At 66.1% G+C, this 15,748-nt stretch carries 14 protein-coding genes and 1 pseudogene; 7 read left to right on the top strand and 8 right to left on the bottom strand.

Annotated features, from left to right (window positions below; all coding sequences use genetic code 11):
- Positions 1-49 precede the first annotated feature (49 nt).
- From ACFC4D_RS22520 to ACFC4D_RS22505, 4 genes and pseudogenes are all read left to right on the top strand, one after another.
- Positions 50-1,267, top strand: a complete 1,218-nt coding sequence (locus tag ACFC4D_RS22520; protein ID WP_376066170.1) for a sensor histidine kinase — start codon at positions 50-52, stop codon at positions 1,265-1,267.
- On the top strand, positions 1,258-1,902 hold the full coding sequence (locus ACFC4D_RS22515; protein WP_376066521.1) for a response regulator: 645 nt from the start codon (positions 1,258-1,260) through the stop codon (positions 1,900-1,902). Before ACFC4D_RS22520 ends, ACFC4D_RS22515 begins: the two co-directional genes overlap by 10 nt.
- Positions 1,903-2,422: 520 nt before the next feature.
- Positions 2,423-3,947: pseudogene (locus ACFC4D_RS22510) on the top strand (ISL3 family transposase).
- A 284-nt stretch (positions 3,948-4,231) separates the two neighbouring features.
- The gene (locus tag ACFC4D_RS22505) at positions 4,232-5,269 is read left to right on the top strand and encodes a hypothetical protein (RefSeq protein WP_376066169.1); all 1,038 of its coding nucleotides are present in this window, start codon (positions 4,232-4,234) and stop codon (positions 5,267-5,269) included.
- An 809-nt stretch (positions 5,270-6,078) separates the two neighbouring features.
- Here ACFC4D_RS22505 and ACFC4D_RS22500 read toward each other — a convergent pair.
- The 3 genes from ACFC4D_RS22500 to ACFC4D_RS22490 form a co-directional block, all read right to left on the bottom strand.
- Positions 6,079-6,381, bottom strand: coding sequence for a DoxX family protein (locus tag ACFC4D_RS22500; RefSeq protein WP_376066519.1), 303 nt, complete (start codon positions 6,379-6,381; stop codon positions 6,079-6,081).
- The gene (locus ACFC4D_RS22495) at positions 6,381-6,530 is read right to left on the bottom strand and encodes a hypothetical protein (protein WP_376066167.1); all 150 of its coding nucleotides are present in this window, start codon (positions 6,528-6,530) and stop codon (positions 6,381-6,383) included. The genes ACFC4D_RS22500 and ACFC4D_RS22495 overlap by 1 nt, the downstream gene beginning before the upstream one ends.
- Positions 6,531-6,623: 93 nt before the next feature.
- Complete coding sequence (locus ACFC4D_RS22490) at positions 6,624-7,469, bottom strand: sigma-70 family RNA polymerase sigma factor (RefSeq protein WP_376066166.1); 846 nt, start codon at positions 7,467-7,469, stop codon at positions 6,624-6,626.
- 83 nt (positions 7,470-7,552) lie between these two features.
- Between ACFC4D_RS22490 and ACFC4D_RS22485 the strand changes: the two genes are divergently transcribed.
- The gene (locus ACFC4D_RS22485) at positions 7,553-7,891 is read left to right on the top strand and encodes a VOC family protein (RefSeq protein WP_376066164.1); all 339 of its coding nucleotides are present in this window, start codon (positions 7,553-7,555) and stop codon (positions 7,889-7,891) included.
- Between the two features lie 74 nt (positions 7,892-7,965).
- Positions 7,966-8,382, top strand: coding sequence for a DoxX family protein (locus tag ACFC4D_RS22480; RefSeq protein ID WP_376066162.1), 417 nt, complete (start codon positions 7,966-7,968; stop codon positions 8,380-8,382).
- Between the two features lie 144 nt (positions 8,383-8,526).
- Here ACFC4D_RS22480 and ACFC4D_RS22475 read toward each other — a convergent pair whose 3' ends face one another.
- From ACFC4D_RS22475 to ACFC4D_RS22455, 5 genes are all read right to left on the bottom strand, one after another.
- Positions 8,527-9,630: an FAD-dependent monooxygenase gene (locus tag ACFC4D_RS22475; protein ID WP_376066159.1), complete on the bottom strand. Its 1,104-nt coding sequence runs from the start codon at positions 9,628-9,630 to the stop codon at positions 8,527-8,529.
- Between the two features lie 79 nt (positions 9,631-9,709).
- Entirely contained in the window at positions 9,710-10,723 is a 1,014-nt protein-coding gene (locus ACFC4D_RS22470; RefSeq protein ID WP_376066158.1) for a hypothetical protein, read from the bottom strand.
- Between the two features lie 94 nt (positions 10,724-10,817).
- Positions 10,818-11,165, bottom strand: coding sequence for a DoxX family protein (locus ACFC4D_RS22465; protein WP_376066155.1), 348 nt, complete (start codon positions 11,163-11,165; stop codon positions 10,818-10,820).
- 135 nt (positions 11,166-11,300) lie between these two features.
- Positions 11,301-11,810: a carboxymuconolactone decarboxylase family protein gene (locus ACFC4D_RS22460; protein WP_376066153.1), complete on the bottom strand. Its 510-nt coding sequence runs from the start codon at positions 11,808-11,810 to the stop codon at positions 11,301-11,303.
- Between the two features lie 272 nt (positions 11,811-12,082).
- Positions 12,083-15,061 carry a BTAD domain-containing putative transcriptional regulator gene (locus tag ACFC4D_RS22455; protein ID WP_376066152.1) on the bottom strand — a complete coding sequence of 993 codons (2,979 nt, stop codon included), beginning with the start codon at positions 15,059-15,061 and terminating at the stop codon, positions 12,083-12,085.
- A gap of 71 nt (positions 15,062-15,132) precedes the next feature.
- On the opposite strand from ACFC4D_RS22455, the gene ACFC4D_RS22450 reads away from it, so the two are divergent.
- Entirely contained in the window at positions 15,133-15,711 is a 579-nt protein-coding gene (locus tag ACFC4D_RS22450; RefSeq protein WP_376066149.1) for a carboxymuconolactone decarboxylase family protein, read from the top strand.
- The last annotated feature ends 37 nt before the right edge of the window (positions 15,712-15,748 follow it).

Genomic DNA, 15,748 nt, shown 5'->3' with positions numbered 1-15,748 from the left:
TTCGGATGATGGCGCGAAGAAGCCACCGGCGCGGAAGAAGGAGACATCGATGCGGGCGAGCCTGGCGACACTGGTGCTCGCGCTGTCCATGATCTGCCTTTCGATCGTCGGAATCGGCACGGCCGCACTGGTTCTGGTGAGCGCGGTGCTCATGGCGGTCGGCATCGGACGATATCTGTTCCCACCGGCGGTCGCGCTGATGAGAAAGGTCGCCGACACTGCCCGGCGACTCGCGGCCCGGCTCGGGGTACACATCGAGCGGCCGTACGGCGACGAAACCGGCGCGGTCGCGCTACTGAAGGCGCGCACCACGTGGCGCGACGTCCTCTGGGCGATCCTCGACCCGATCGCCGGAACGTGGGCGGCGGTCCTGGCGTTGGGCATGCCGTTGTACGGACTCTACGGCGCGGCGGTGCAGCCATGGGTGTGGCGGGCCAATGCGCGTGCCGGTGGCACCAACTCCTACGGCCCCATCCACGTGACCTCGACGACCGCCGCACTGGTTGCTGTTCCGGTCGGGCTCGGGTTGATCGCGCTCGGTCTCTATCTCGGGCCGAAAGTTCTGCGCCTGCGCGCTCGTTGGATGAGCGCGCTACTCGGGCCGTCGCGGACCACCCGGCTCGAACAACGAGTCGAAACCTTGGTGGACACGCGTGCGGACAGTATCGACACACAGGCCGCGGAATTGCGCCGAATTGAGCGCGACCTGCACGACGGCGCTCAAGCTCGGCTGGTCGCGCTGGGCATGAGTCTGGGCAATGCCGAGCGACTGTTCGACGAGGATCCCGACGCGGCACGACAGTTGGTGGTCGCGGCGCGGGACGCCTCGTCGCAGGCACTGGAGGAGCTGCGTGAGCTGGTACGTGGCGTGCACCCGCCGGTGCTGGCTGACCGTGGGATCGCCGACGCGATTCGTGCACTGGCCTTGGATTCGCTGCTCGACGCTGACCTGTCTTCCAGTCTGACCGGAAGACCGGCGCCGCCGGTCGAATCGGCAGTCTACTTCGCGGTCAACGAATTGTTCGCCAATATCGGCAAGCATGCTGGCACAGCAACTGTGCGGGTTACGCTCGGCTACGGCAACGGGGTGCTGAGCTGCGATGTCGTCGACGACGGCGTAGGCGGCGCGGATCCGGCCAACGGCACTGGGCTGCGCGGCATTCGAAGCAGATTGGCAGTCTTCGACGGCACCATCGCGATCGACAGCCCGACCGGCGGCCCGACCCACGCACATCTGGAGGTGCCGTGCGCGATCCGATCCGAGTAGTCGTCGCTGAGGACCTGTTCCTCATTCGCGACGCACTGATCCGCCTGCTCACCGAGCACGGGTACACCGTGGTGGCCGCCGTCGACAACGGACCGTCCCTGCGCAAAGCGCTGGACGAGGACCGGCCCGATGTCGCGGTGGTCGACGTACGGCTTCCGCCGTCGTTCACCGACGAGGGCCTGCAGGCCGCCATCGACGCCCGCCGCAAGCGCCCCGGCTTCCCGGTGCTGGTTTTGTCCCAGTACGTCGAACAGCTCTACGCGCGCGAGCTGCTCGCCGACGGCGTCGGCGCGGTCGGCTATCTGCTCAAGGACAGGGTGTCCAATGCCGAACAGTTCATCGGCGCAGTCGAATCCGTGGCCCGCGGCGGCACCGTGATGGATCCGCAGGTCGTCGCCAAACTGCTGACCCGAGGTGATGCACGCGGCCGCACCTCCGACCTCAGTCCTCGCGAACGCGAAGTGCTGAGCCTGATCGCCGCCGGCCGCTCGAACGCCGCGATCGCCCGCCACTTGACCATTTCCGCCAGCGCGGTCACCAAACACATTGCCGCAATCTTCGCCAAGCTCCACCTCCCAGAGTCCGAAGATGACAATCGCCGCGTCCTAGCCGTCATCGCTCATCTCGACCGATAACCAACGAGGGCCACAGGGTTGGCCGATCCCGGTTCCTGGGGCCTTGGGGCCGAACCGTTGGACGACCACCCGCCCTGCCTCTGCGGCGCCGATTGGCTTGCTGATCGGACCGCTCGGGGATAGTCGCCGCGATCCCACGCACCCGCAGGTAGCAGCACCTTGGTGGGGCGTTCCCATGCCGCGTCGAATCCCGAACTCGCACAGAAGTTCTGGCAACAATCAGAGGAACTCATCGGTATCACCTTCGAGCCCTCGATCGCGTAGCCGCTGTCGTGCGGGTCGGTCCGCCGACTCGAAAGAGCTGCGAGAAACCGTGGTGGCGCTACGCATTCGAGCCGGCAAGGCCGCGCTGGCCAGCGCGACACGGCGGACGATTCACCGTCCCCGCACAATGAGACCGTCAGGTAATGCGCGACTACACAGCTCGGTCGTCGACCGCACCTCAGTACGGGTCTGTCCAGATAACGGCTCTGTCCCTCTTTCGGTGGTGGCTGTGCGTCGGTGACGGCACGATGTTGCGGTGCGTGAGGTGAATGTGCCTGCTGCCGTGGTCTTTTCAGGGTTGTGGCCATTGGTGGTCGAGGATGTCGTCGATGAGGGTGAGCGGGTCTTGGTGCGGGCGAGGACTCCCGGTGGCCCGGCCGCTTGTCCTGGCTGCGGGACGGACTCTGCGCGGCTGCATGCCTACCATCACCGGACCGTGGTCGACGTTCCGCTCGACAACCGGTCGGTGGTGCTGCAGGTCCGGGTTCGCCGCCTGGTGTGTCTGACGGTGAACTGCTGCAAAACATTTCGAGAGCAGGTTCCTGGTGTTCTGGATCGCTATCAGCGCCGCACCACACGGATGACCTACCAGGTGCGGTCGGTGGTGCGTGAGCTGGCCGGACGGGCCAGCGTCCGGCTGCTGTCGGAGATGGCGTGCCGGTTATCCCGTCACACCGCGATCCGGACGCTACTGCGTATCCCGCTGCCGGAGCGGCCGGTGCCGAAAGTGTTGGGCGTGGACGATTTCGCGTTGCGCCGAGGCCAAAGCTACGCCAGTGTGCTGATCGACGCTGCCACCCGCGAACGTATCGACGTGCTGCCTGATCGCAAGTCCGACTCGTTGCGGGCTTGGCTGTGTGAGCATCCCGGTGTCGAGATCATCGTCCGTGATGGCTCCACCGGCGATAACGAAGGCGCCCGCCGCGCGCTGCCCGAAGCGGTGCAGGCATCCGACCGCTGGCATCTGTGGAACGGACTGGGCCGCGTGGTGGAAAGCCGTTGTCGCCCACAGCGCCTGCTGGGCCAAGCACGGACCCAAGCGCCAGCAGCTCACACGCGAGCAATCCACCATCGAGCGCTGGAATGCCATCCATAATCTGCTCGACCAAGGTGTCGGTCTTCTCGACTGTGCGCGCCGACTTGGCTTGGCGCTCAACACCGTCAAGCGATATGCCCGAGTGCCAGAACCCGACCGGATGCGCCGCCCACCCCAATATCGGGCCTGTCTGGTCGATCCCTACCGCGATCACCTACGCGCTCGTCGCGCCGCCGATCCCGGCGCGCCGGTCCTGCACCTGTTCGAGGAGCTGAAAGCTCTCGGCTACACCGGAAGCTTGAACCTGCTCTACAAGTACATCAACCAGGGCCGTCACATCAGTGACCGGATCGGCCCCTCGCCCAAACGACTCACCAGCTGGATCATGACCCGCCCCGCCGAGCTGCCCGCTGAGCGTCGCACCCATCTCGACGAACTCCTCGCCACCTGCCCCGAGATGACAGCTCTTGCGGGGCTCGTGCACGAGTTCGCCCAAATCATGAGCAACCGCCGCGGCAGCGAGCTCGACTGCTGGATGAAGCAGGTCCGCGACGCCGGACTGCCCGAACTCGAACCCTTCCTGACCGGTCTCGATCAAGACCACGACGCCGCGGTCGCCGGCCTCACCCTTCCCTACAGCAGCGGCCCGATCGAGGGCGTGAACACGAAAACGAAGCTGATCAAGCGGCAGATGTATGGCAGGGCTGGCTTCCAGCTACTCCGCCACCGAATCCTGTTGGCATAGCCAGTTATCCGTCACCACCGAAAGTGGGACAGAGCCGTTGTTCTTACAGTCCCCGAGAGACCGTTTCCTTGGATTCGCTTTTCCCTGGCGAGAGCTTGATTCGACAGGGCGATGGCCTCAGTTTGACGGCCCGCGCGGCAATTGGTCCAGCGCGTCGACGGCCTCGTCCAGTTCGGCGACGGTTCAACGACCAGCGATAGGCTCAGTGGCGCCGGACCGTTGAAGTGAGTTGTCTTCGAGAATCTCGGTTTTCAGCACCGCCGAGCGGTGAGACGATGGCGCCTATGCCCGAAGATGACCCACGATCCTCACGGTCGGCCCATTCTGCGGACTCGACCGATCGACTGAACGAGGCGCGTCAGTGTGATGTTGCGCAACTGATTCAGACTGCTGCTGCATGGATGGGCGACGCGATGGACGCATGGACTGACGAGAACTATGCAAAGGTTGCCGTACTCGCGCCTTTAGCGGTCGAGCATCTGGGCAAAGCTGTTCTGTGGCAAGAGAACCCGGTCCTACTGGTGCCTTTCCTGCCAGAGGCTGAGGCAAGTCTGGTGAAGCTGGCTACGGCTCCTTCGTTGGCCGAACCGAAACTCCGAACGGTAGGGCTCAAACTGCTTCTCGGCCGACTTGAGGCAGTGATCGGCGCACTGCCGCTGGACGCCAAGCGCCGTAATCGGATGGTGGACGTGCGTAACGGAGCTCTACATGTGGCTGCATCCTCGACTTCGCGCTACGTACTCATCGATGCACTGACGCTGTGCAATGTCTTCCTGGAGAAACTCGATCATGACGTGGCAGAGTTCTACGGTGACCACCGTCGCAATATCACCGCACTTGTCGACCAGGGCCGTTCCGAGGTCCAGCACACTGTCGATGCGAAACGTGCACGCGCACAGAGAAAGTTCACCATGTTGCTGGACCAGCTGGGCGAGGATGTCTTCACCACGACTGTCCAGTCACTGGAGCAGGCGGCACCTTACGTACTCGATCGGGATGCCCTAGGCAGCTTGAGTATCAGCTGGAGTTGCCCAGAATGCGGGTGTGAGGGCCGACTGGCAGGCGGGCTCGATCTGTCATCGCGCAGGGAAAACGGCATCTATTCGGATGATGAGCTCAGCGTCGTGTATCACTCGGGATGGGAAATTGAGATGGTGCCCGGCCTCTTCTGCTGCAATGTCTGCAGCTTGACCTTGTCGGGAGTGCAGGAGCTCGCAGCTGCTGACTTACCGTCTGGTTTGATCGTCATCGATGAGAACAGCCTCGGTCCGGACTTCAATCCGGAACAGGAGGCAGAATGCCTCTTTGGCATCCGCAACTGAGCCGAAAGCTATACCGCCGCCGGAACACGAAGAGCGCTCCAGACGAAGGCGAGGGCGCGATCTACCGGGAACAGAGGGGCCAAGCCGCGGTCGTCGTCCGCGCCGGATATAGGTGCCACCGCTGTAGGTTGCGTCCGCAGCGGACAGACGTGGTTTCCTGCCGCGTGTGGGGCCTGTACGGGACCGAATTCCGCCGCGCCATGCAATACCGCGATAGGTGTGCCCACCATCTGTGTTGGGATGCCGAAGGTAAACAGCGAGCGTTCGGGGCGATCGGTTGGGGGCTGTCATGATTGCGAAAGTTCTGGTCATCGGTAGGAATTTGGCATCAGATTTGGCATCACGACGTGGCGGAACCCATCGGACCGGGCGGGACCATCCGGACGCTATGGACGACTGAAACCCCTTTGACCTGCCAACATGCGACAGGGCAGTACGTCCAGGCACTTGCGGGACTGTTTCCCGTTGGCTCATAACCCAGAGGGTCGCATTTCCCATGTGATCTCGCCCGTTGGTCGGTATCCCTCGCTCGTTCGAACGATCGACGTGGCCTCTGTTGTATCGATCATCCATGCTGGTCCAGAATGTTCGGAATCTTGGCTGCGGTCGGGTCGTTGACTGCGTCGGCCGCGAATTCGGACCTGTCCTGGATACCGCGGCAGCCGCTACGGGGAATAGGTGCGGCCGGATTTCCCGTGGTTGCTGAGTCGGACGCTAGAGGCCGGTTGTCCGCGCACAAGCACTCCGCGATCGACACAGACGTCAGTTCTCCAGACTGAACCTCGTCGCCGTCGGTCCTTCCTGCTCGGTTACGACCCGACGAACTCACCCGATGTGGGCACCGATGCGTGATTATCGGGGCGCAAGCGGCGTAGTCCGGGAATGTCGAGCATGCGGTCGGCGGGGCGAAGGGCCCACGAGGCTACCGCGCACAGGGCGAAGGCGCCGGTGTAGATCAGATGGCTCACCGGTGATCCCATGGCGAGATGGGAGGCGAAGGCGCCGGTCAGCTCGAAAAACGTTCCGGCATAGGCCCATTCCTTCACCAAACGGAATCCGGGGGTCAGAATGGCCAGTGCGCCCATGATCTTCCAGAAGCCCAGGATCGTCATCACGTAGGTGGGGTATATCCGAGGGCGACCATGCCACCCTCGGTGCCGCCGCGGTGGATCAGGTCGGCGACACCGCCCGATATCCATACGAAGCCGAGCACCACAGTGGTGGCCCAGTAACCGATCCGGCGGGCATGGTTCATCCGCATGACAGTTCTCCCTGCGTCCGCGGCGCGACCGGGATGGCCGCGCCGTCATCTCCCATGACCGGCGCGGCGGCCGGAGTGTGACGACGCGGGGGATCACGGCTGCAGCTGCAGCCCGATCAGGTCGATGGTGTTGGTGTCGGCGAGTAGGTCGATGGCGACGATGCGGCCGTTGGATACTGTGAAATCGAAGACCACCCGCGGTGTGCCGCCGACCACCCAGACCAGTCCGGCGCGACCGTCGACGAGCGCGATTTCGGCGGCTTTGGCTCGGCCGGAGAAGGTTTCGGCGACGGCGCGTGCACCGAATGCGGTCGAAGCGCCGGTGGCCACCGCGGCGGCGTCGACCCGCAGCACCACGTCTGGATCGAGCAGGGTGAGCAGCGCCGCGAAATCGCCGCCGCGCGAGGCGGCCAGGAAGGCATCCACCACCTCGCGTTGGCGATCGCGATCTGCGACAGCTCGTGCGCCCTGCACCCTTCGGCGCGCGCGACTGGCCAATTGCCTTGCCGCGGTAGGAGTTCTGCCGACGATCGGGGCTATCTCGTCGAACGGGACGGCGAACATGTCGTGCAACACGAAGGAGAGCCGCTCCGGTGGCGAAAGCTCGTCCAGCACCACGAGCAACGCCAGCCCGATCGAATCACCAAGTACCACTTCGTGTTCCGGGCCGGCCACGAGCTCTTCCGGCTCATGGTCGTCCAGAGGCTCCTCGCGACGAGTCTTGCGCGAGTGCAGCATCGTCAGGCAGACCCGTGCCACCACCGTGGTCAACCAGGCGCCGAGGTTTTCGATCTCCTCGGCATCCGAGCGACTCAGCCGCAACCAGGCTTCCTGTAGCGCGTCGTCGGCCTCGCTGCCGGAACCGAGTATCCGGTAGGCGACCGCGAGCAGGTGGGTTCGGTACTCCTCGAAGCGTCGCGCGAGAAAAATCTCGTCCATCTGTCACACTCTCCCGATTTCGCCGGTCAGGTAGATGAACGGAGCGAACAACCCGAACAGCACCGCGAACCAGGGAGCGAATCATGACCGCAGGACTGCAGACCATCGTGTACCCCGTCACCGATCTGGTCAAGGCGAAGGCGTTCTACGGAGCGCTGCTCGGCGAACCCACTACCGACACTCCCTACTACGTGGGTTATCGGGCCGCCGGACAGGACATCGCCCTCGACCCCAATGGCGCGAAGCAGGGGATGACCGGCCCGATCGGCTACTGGCATGTCGAGGACATCGACAAGCAGATCGCCGCCATGGTGGCCGCGGGCGCCGTGGTGCGGACCGAGCCGCGCGATGTCGGCGGCGGCCGGTTGATCGCCACGCTGGCCGATGCGGACGGCAATCCGGTGGGATTGCTGCAACCGTGACAACGGAATTCGCGGTGCGTGCAGTGCCGTCGCTGGACGTGTCACACTTCGGCTTTCGGGGTGGTCATGGCGGTATGACTATTGCGCACACCTGGCCCGGATGGGTCGCGACCGGCTTGCTCTGGTTCCTCGCCCTCGAGTTCCTGATGGGAGCGGTGACCAAGTTTTGGCCTGGGCCAACGTTTTTCGGGCCCGCGTACTCGATCAAGTTCGCGGACTGGGGTTGGCCCGCGTGGTTCCGGTTCGTCGTCGGCGCGATCGAGGGCGTGTGTGCGCTGCTACTGGTGATCCCGTACCACCAGGCGCGATTCCTCGGCGCGACGGTGCTGATACTTGTGCTGACCGGCGCCGTAGTCACCCACATCATCAACCACCACGGACCCAAGGAGAGCGTCGCGGCGCCGGTGCACTTGGTCGTACTGGCGATCGTCGCTCTCGCCACCTGGCCGACTCACTGGATGGACGTCGTTCAGCCCGGACATTGGTCGTAACCCGAAAACGACAGTGGGGCTGGTACCGCAGTTGCGGTACCAGCCCCAGTTAATGAGATCTACAACGGCTGACATCGCATCAGTCAGCCGAGGTGTGGCCCGGCGGTCTGACCCGTGTTGCCCACACTCCTTCGACGGTCCAGGTCAGCAGCATTCCCAATCGAGGACTGGGGCGAGTGAGTTGAACTGGGCCGACGGCGGGGCCAGACGCAGTAGCGCGTTGCGCGCCAGTACTGCTGCGGGGGAGGAGAGTTGGCCGACCGCGCCGATCAGCCGGGAGCGCTTGAGAATCATTTGGGTTCGGGGTCTGCGCTGGCGGTCGTAGTCCGTCAGGTCGCCATCGGCGGTGGCGATGTGCGCCAACACCACCGCATCTTCCAATGCCTGGCAGGCACCCTGACCCAGGTTCGGTGTCATGGCGTGCGCGGCGTCACCGATCAGTGCGATTCGGCCTGCCACATAGGTTTTCAGGGGCGGCAAATCGTAGAGGTCGTGTTTGAGGATCGCCGTGTCGTCGACTGCGTCCAGCAGGGCGGGGATGGGGTCGTGCCAGGACCCGAACCGGGCGCGCAGTTCGGCCAGTCCGCCGCCCGGAGTTCCCGCGGGCATATCGGCGGTGGCGAAGCAGTAGACCCGGCCGTCGGGAAGGGTGCTGTAGCCGAAACGCTCGCCCCTACCCCAGCTTTCGCCCATATCGCTGACCGGGGCGGTGGGAGTGACGACCACTCGCCATGCGGTGTATCCGCTGTAGCGGGGCTCGATCGCACCGCAGACCGCACGCCGGACCACGCTGTGGATACCGTCCGCGCCCACGACCAGATCTCCGGCCGAGGTTCCCGCCGAGTGTGCGACGGTTCCGTCGGCCTGCACCGCTGTCACCGAAATGCCGGAGCGCACTGCGTTATTCGGGACGGCGGCGCGCAGAATCTCCAGCAGATCGGATCGATGGATCATGACCGGACTGCCGTAGCGCGCTCGGATGGCCTCGGTGTCGGTGCGGGAAAGCCAGCGTCCCTTGCTGTCGCGAATTCCGGCCGACTCTTCTTCCCGCGCCCGGGCGCCCACGGTCTCGTCGAGACCCAGCGCGGCCAGGGCGCGAAGTGCGTTGGGCCACAGCGATAATCCGGCGCCGACCTCCTCGATCCGCGTCGAGCGCTCCAGCACCTCGACCTCCCAGCCGCGCCGCGCCAATGCGATGGCTGTCGCGAGCCCGCCGATACCGCCGCCGACGATGACCGCTCTCGACATGTCGTTTCCTTTCCTTTTCACCGGTGGGACCGGCATGTGAATCGAACGGAACCAGCCCGGCACGCAGCCGGGTCGTGACCTACACGGGCACTGGCGCCGCTACCGGCTCGGTGTGCGCACGGGGCTGTTGTCGCAGGACGCCGACCAGGTACAGAGCCGCACCGAGCGAGATCCACACGGCCAGAACGACTACCGCATGCGTGACGCCGCGGCCGTCGAAGAACGCGGTGGACCGCACTAGCCGACTACCGGCGCCTGGTGGCAGCAGCTGCCCGAGCGTCCCGGCCCAGCGCGGCAGCATCTCGGGCGCGGTCGCCGCGCCGGAGACCGCGTTGCCGATCAGCAGCATGACGAGGGCCGTGATCCCGATTCCCTTGGATCCGACCACGGATTCGAGTCCCAGGGCGGTCGACGCGATGGCCGCTATGGTCAGCGCGATCGCACCGGTGTTGGCCAGATAGGAACCGCTCAACGAGCCGAGCCAGAACTGCAGAATGGCGGCGGCGGCCAGAGCGGCGGTCACCGCGGAGGCGACCGCACCGACGGCCCGGCGGATCCTTCCCCGGACGAGTTTGATCAGTAGCACCGCGGCGAGCAGGCCGCCCATGGCGAGCGGCAGGGTGCCCGTGGCCAGGCCCGCACCGCGCGGATCATCGGCGGGCAGTGCGGCCAGATCGCGGACCGGAACGCCGGTTCCGGTCTGACCGAGATGGGACGCCAGACCCTGCAGGGCCTGTGCCACCGCGGGACCGGCGGCAGAGGCGATGCTCACCTGCGGGGTGCCGGAGCTGAGATCGATTGCGCCCAATGCCGTGCGGTCGCGGACGAGGTGTTCAGCGGTCGCGGTGTCGGCGACTTCGATGATGTCGAAGCCGCCGGGCAGGCGTTCATCGAGCGTGGCGCGCGCATGTGCGCGCAACGCTGGGGGACCGGCGACGACCAGTGGCACATCGTGGATCAATGACCGTGCCGCGGGCCAGGCGAAGACGGTGAGCAATACGCTGGTGAGCACGGTGAGCAAAGCGATCGTTCGCGCTACCGTCGACCAGGGCGACGCAGGCGCGTCGCCGTCGACCGATGTTTGCGGGGTCATAGTTGTTCCTCGAACAGGTCGATGCTGGGCCGGTTCGCCACGCGAACCGGCGGTGGTGGTGGACATCTCGGGCCGCGCGCGGCGGCCCGGATGCTCAGGCCGCGGCACCCAATCCCAATGCCACGGCGACCGGGGCGAGATACAACAGGGGGAAGGCGACCGTCTTGTACGAGCGCGCACGCAGGATGGTGATCACCGCGCCCGCGAAATAGAGGATCAGTCCGATCGCGGCGGCGATACCGATCAGCGGAATGAACAGCCCGACGATCATTCCGATCGCGCCGGCGGCTTTGAGTAGGCCCAGCGCGGTCCACCAGCTCTGTGGCACACCGTATTCCACCAGTGGATCGGTCACGAACGTCGCTCGCCGCAACAGCGAGAACGCCGAGAAGCCAACCCAGGCGGCGGCGATAATGGTGACGGTAACGTACGCGATATGCATTTTCTCTCCTGATAGCTACGCAATTCCCTTGTCCGGGAATCGATCCCACATGCGGTGGGGGAATGACAGGGCACACCTATCGACACCCCTGTCAGCCAGGGGCAGTCGATCGGGCCGGGTTCTCAGAGGTGGGATTTACTGTGCCGCAACGGGTGTCCACTGTGCGGCCGGGGCGACCCCGGGGATCGGCTTGCCGATCAGGGCTACCGGGACGAAGAAGTTCACCTGCCCGATCGCCATCGCGAGGGTGGCCAGGGCCTTGTCGTCGTAGTGGGCACTCGCGTGTGCGTACAGCTCGTCGGACACCCGCTCGCCCTGGGCGTGAGGCTGCAGGACTGCTTCGACCAGGGCGAGCGCGGCGCGTTCGGCCTCGGTGAAGCAGGGGGCGTCCTGCCAGGTGGCCACGGCCGCGATGCGCTCGCCGGACTCGCCGGCTTTGCTCAAGCTGCCCACATGCAACAGCACGAGGTAGGTGCTGCCGACGATCTGCCCGGCCCGCAACTGGATCAGGCTGATCGTGGTCTGCGGTACCGAGCCGTTGCCGGTGGCCTTGAACAGCGCCCCGACGACCGCGCCCATCTCCGGGACCAGCTGTGCCGGGTTGCGTAGTCGCGAGCCGGTCGGCTGCGGTGCGGTGGTGGTCATGGTGAATCCTGTTCCAGTCGGGTGTGTTTCGGTATGCGGCGCCCGGATGCGTTGATCCGGGCGGCGGAAACGCGACCGTAGGGTTCGCCGGATCGGCGGGGAGTCGGTTCGCGATTCGCACCGTCACAGCGTCCCGTGCCGAATCGATACTTCGCCGATGCGTTCGCTATGGCCTCGGCGATGTGAGCTGCCCGCAGCCGGATTCACATCGGAGGCCGTGAGGTCCGGCGGTTATCGCACCTGCGACGACGCGATGGTATTTCGGTTGACGCTCAAGACATTTCGGCTAGCAGGTCTCGCACACCCTCGGCCTCGGGAAGGCCGAGTGCCCGATAGTGCCGCAGCGCCGATTCGGCGTGCTCGCGGGCCTGATCCCGCTGCCCGCACAGCAGATATGCGCGGGCCAGCCCTTCGTGCGCGTCGGCTTCTTCGGGCACGTTCCCGGTCTGCACCGCGCGTTCGAGTGCGGTGCCGTGTTCGGAGATCGCCTGTGCCGCATCGCCACCTGCGCGGGCGGTATGTCCCAGCCCATTCCAGGCCGCGGCCTCGTCGCCGTGGGTACCGAGCGAGCGGTACAACTCGAGTGCCCGGCCGTGGTGTTCGCGGGCTCGATCCGGTTGTCCACACCAGCGATACAGTGTGCCGATCTTGTTCAGCACCAATGCCTCACCACGGGTGTTGCCGACCTGACGGTGCAGATCCAGTGCGCGCTCGAGATGGTCGAGGGCCTCGGTGTGGTGGTCCTGCCCGAGGACCAACGCGAGATTCCCCAGCACATGTGCCTCGCCACCGCGGTTTCCGATTTCGCGGGTGATCCAGAGTGCATCGCGGAAGTAGTCGCGCGCCGCGTCGGGCTCGCGTTGGCGCCAACGGACATTGCCGAGGGTGTTCAGCGCGCGTGCTTCCTCGAATCGGTCCCCGTTCGCCCGGGCGACGGCCAGCGCGTGTTCGGAATATCTTGTCGCGTCGGCGTATTCGCCTCGTCGCCAGTGCGTCCAGCCCAGGTCCGCCAGTGCCCGCGCCTCGCCGGAGCGATCACCCAGTCTGCGCCCCGCCACCAGGGCGACCGCGTGCAGCCGGGCCGCATCGGTGTGGTGGAAGTATCCGTCGAGGTACGGGCGCAGTGTCACCGCCGCATCGCGCACGAACTCGGGCCGATCATGATCCGCGGCATGCACGATCACCGCCATGAGATTGGCGCGCTCGGCGTGCAACCAGCGCACCGCACGGTCGGGACCGTCCACTGCGGTGATCGGATCCGTGGCCGGCGGCAATGGGTGGCGGTCGGACGCGCTGTGCGGAAACAGCAGATCCACCGCCGCCCGGGCCGTATGCAGATAGTGATCGGACAGCCGCGAGAGTGCGGCCTGCCGCGCGGTATCGGATTCGTCGACGGTCACCATCGCGGCCGCGTGAGCGCGCAGCAGGTCGTGCAACAGGTAGCGCCCGGGTTCGTGCTGTGTGACGACGTGCACGTCCAGCAGCTCCTCGAGCAGTGGTTCGGCGTCGTAGGCGTGCGGCAGATCGGCGAGCGCGGCCGCGGCGGCCGGGTCGATGTCACGGCCGGGATGCAGGCCCAGGAGCCGGAACAGGCGCTGATGCGCGGGGGCGAGCTGCCCGTAGGACAGTGCGAAGGCCGCTGCCACACCACGTTCGGTGGTGGCCAGCTCGACCAGCCGCCGCCGTTCGTCGCGCAGTCGATCGGCCATGTAGCCCACACTCCACTGCGGGCGGTGCACCAGCCGGGCCGCGGCGATCCGAACCGCCAGTGGGAGAAATCCGCACAGCTGCAACACATCCAGCGCCGCCACCGGCTCGGCCGCGGCCCGTGCGCCGACGATCCGTTCGAACAGTCCGATGGCATCGCCCGGCGGCAGTACCGGGATCGATACCGCGTGCACGCCATCGAGGTCGATCATCCTGCGGCGGCTGGTGATCAGGATCAGGCTGCCGGTGGTGGCGGGCAGCAGTGGGCGCACGTGATCGGCGTCGGCGGCGTTGTCCAGGACCGCGACGATCGCGCGGCCCGCCAGTTCCTTGCGCCAGAGCGCGCTGCGCTCGCCCTCGTCGAGCGGGATGCGATCGGCGGGGATTCCCAACTGGCGCAACAGTATTTCCAGCGCGGCGGCCGGGGCGACGGCGGCGCGGTCGGCCGCATAGGCCTGCAGGTCGACGAACAGTTGTCCGTCGGGATACCGGTCGGTGAGACGGTGAGCGGCGTGGACCGCCAACGCGGTCTTGCCCACTCCCGCCATGCCGTCGATGGCGACGATGCCGCCCGGACCGCGCTGATCGGGTGTGCCCAGTCGATCCAACTCGGCCGCGCGGCCCTCGAAGTCGGGAATATCGTAGGGCAGGAAATTCGCGGTGGTCGGTGGCGTTTCCGGTGCGGAGGAGGCCGCGGTCGGGCCGGTGTGCGGCGATGGCGATGCACTGGTCGGGCGAGTCGGTGCCGATTGCGGAGCTGGTTGCGGCGGCTCGGGGCGATGCGGTTTGGGAGCAGCGGGCAGCAGCAGTGCCGAATCTCCCCGCAGCACAGCCTGTTCCAGATCGCTGAACGCCGGTCCCGGATCGAGCCCGTGATCTTCGACCAGGGCGGTGCGCAGCGCTCGGGCAGTGGCCAGCGCGTCACGCTGGCGGCCCGAGCGATACAGCGCCAGCACCAACTGGCCGGTGAGCCGCTCCCGCAACGGATTCTCGGCGACCTGGGCGATGAGTTCATCGAGTAACTGCTGGTGCCGGCCCAGCGACAATTCCAGGTCCATTAGTCGTTCGATGGCGGCGAGCCGCTGCTCATGCAGCCGGGCGCGGGCGTTGACGACATAGGCGGCGGTCAGGTCGCCCAGCGCGTCACCGCGCCACAGTGCCAGTCCCGCACGCAGTTCCGCGACCGCGTCGGCGGGCTCGACCGCCTGCTCGGCGGCGGCGACGTGCACGGTGAAATCGGTGAGATCGAACTGATTCGGCCCCGGACGCGCGATGTATCCGGCTGCGTGGGTCTGGATTGTCTGCGCCGCCTCGGCCTTGCGCAGCACCCGCCGGATCGAGGTGAGCGCGGCGTGGATCTGGGCGCGGGCGGTATCGGGTTCGTCCAGACCCCAGACCGCCTCGATGAGGCGTTCGATCGTGCAGACGCGATCGACATTGAGCAGCAGGTACGCCAGTACCCCGCGGTGGCGCGGCGCGAGAGTCGCCGCTTGGCCGCCAATACTTATCTCGACCGGCCCGAGAATCGAAAAACGTACGTCCATTGTCGTGTCACATCCAACACCCATCGCGGACGCATCGCAAAAGTATCAACGTCCGCGATCATCCTGGCCTCATGACCGAGCTACCGCCGCTGCCGCTGCTCGAGCCCGAGGCCGCCACCGGCGTGACACGAACCTTGTTCGACACCGCCCAGCGCCTGTTCGGCATCACGCCGAATATCGCCAAGGCGCTGGCCAACAGTCCCGCCGCGATGCGCGGCTATCTCGCTCTCGCCGATTCCCTGTGCACCGAAAGCGCATTGGACCCCGATACCCGCACTCGCCTGGGCCTGCTACTGGCTCAGGAACACGGCTGCGACTATGTGCTCTCGGCACACAGTTTCCTCGCCGCACGAGTTGGCGGGTTGAGTGACCAGGCGATGTCCGACGCCCGTTCCGGTTCGGCGTCCGATCCGAAACAGGCCGAGGTATTGGCCTGGGCGGCGGCACTGGTTCGCCGCCGGGGTGCGGTGACCGATGAGGAGGTGGCCGCGGCCCGCGCCGCGCTCTCGGACGCCGAATTCATCGATGTGGTGGCCGAGATAGCGCTGGCGGTGTTCGACTCCTACCTGTCGCTGGCCGGGCGCGTGCCGATCGACTGGCCGCTGGTGCGGCATTTCGAGCGGGGTGGTGAGGTCGACGTCGAGCGCTGATATTCTCGCTCGGCCCGCAGACCGTGCGGTCGGGTAT

Source organism: Nocardia sp. NPDC056000 (assembly GCF_042269265.1).
In the GTDB taxonomy this organism is placed as follows: Bacteria; Actinomycetota; Actinomycetes; order Mycobacteriales; family Mycobacteriaceae; genus Nocardia.
The sequence above is the reverse complement of the archived record's forward strand: the minus strand, read 5'-3'. Positions and strand labels throughout refer to the sequence as shown.